Origin of the sequence: uncultured Lutibacter sp. (assembly GCF_947495725.1) — a bacterium.
Taxonomy (GTDB): domain Bacteria; phylum Bacteroidota; class Bacteroidia; order Flavobacteriales; family Flavobacteriaceae; genus Lutibacter.
This window is the reverse complement of record NZ_CANLZZ010000018.1, coordinates 1-538: the sequence shown is the minus strand read 5'-3', so window position 1 is coordinate 538 and position 538 is coordinate 1. Positions and strand designations below refer to the sequence as shown.

The 538-nt window shown below is 31.2% G+C and carries 1 protein-coding gene; it reads left to right on the top strand.

Annotation, left to right across the window (positions count from 1 at the left end; genetic code table 11):
- Positions 1–538 (top strand): hypothetical protein (locus tag Q0776_RS17725; protein WP_298371355.1); only part of this gene is annotated, 538 nt, incomplete at both ends.

The window sequence follows — 538 nt, the reverse complement described above, 5'->3', positions numbered from 1 at the left end:
CCTTTAATGAAATTGTTTGGGACGGAAATCAAAAAGATTTAAAAGTTGAAATTAATTTAGATGGCAATTATAAAGATCTAAGTAATCAACCTCTTACCTTTATTCCTTATGCATATCATAGAGATATTATTGCTTCAGGAAATTTGGCTATTGGTGGCGAAATTGATTTTGAAGGTGATTTAGAAGTAAATGGTAAAACTACTTTAAATAATTCTTTAGAAGTGAAAAACCAAAGTCCTACTGATTTGTCTGGAGTTCTTAATGTTGAAGGAAAAACTACTTTAAATGAAGCTTTAGTTGTTGAAAATGGCAGCTCTACAAATTTAAGTGGTGATTTAACTGCTGATGGAGCAACAAAACTTAACGCTGCTTTAGAAGTTAATGGACAAGCTTCAATAAACAATAATTTAAAAGTTACTGGCCAAAACCCAACTGATTTAACCGGTGCACTTACTGTTGATGGGGTAACAAACCTTAACAATGCTTTAAATGTAAATAATCAAAGTCCTGTTAATATCTCTGGAGATCTTAATTTAGG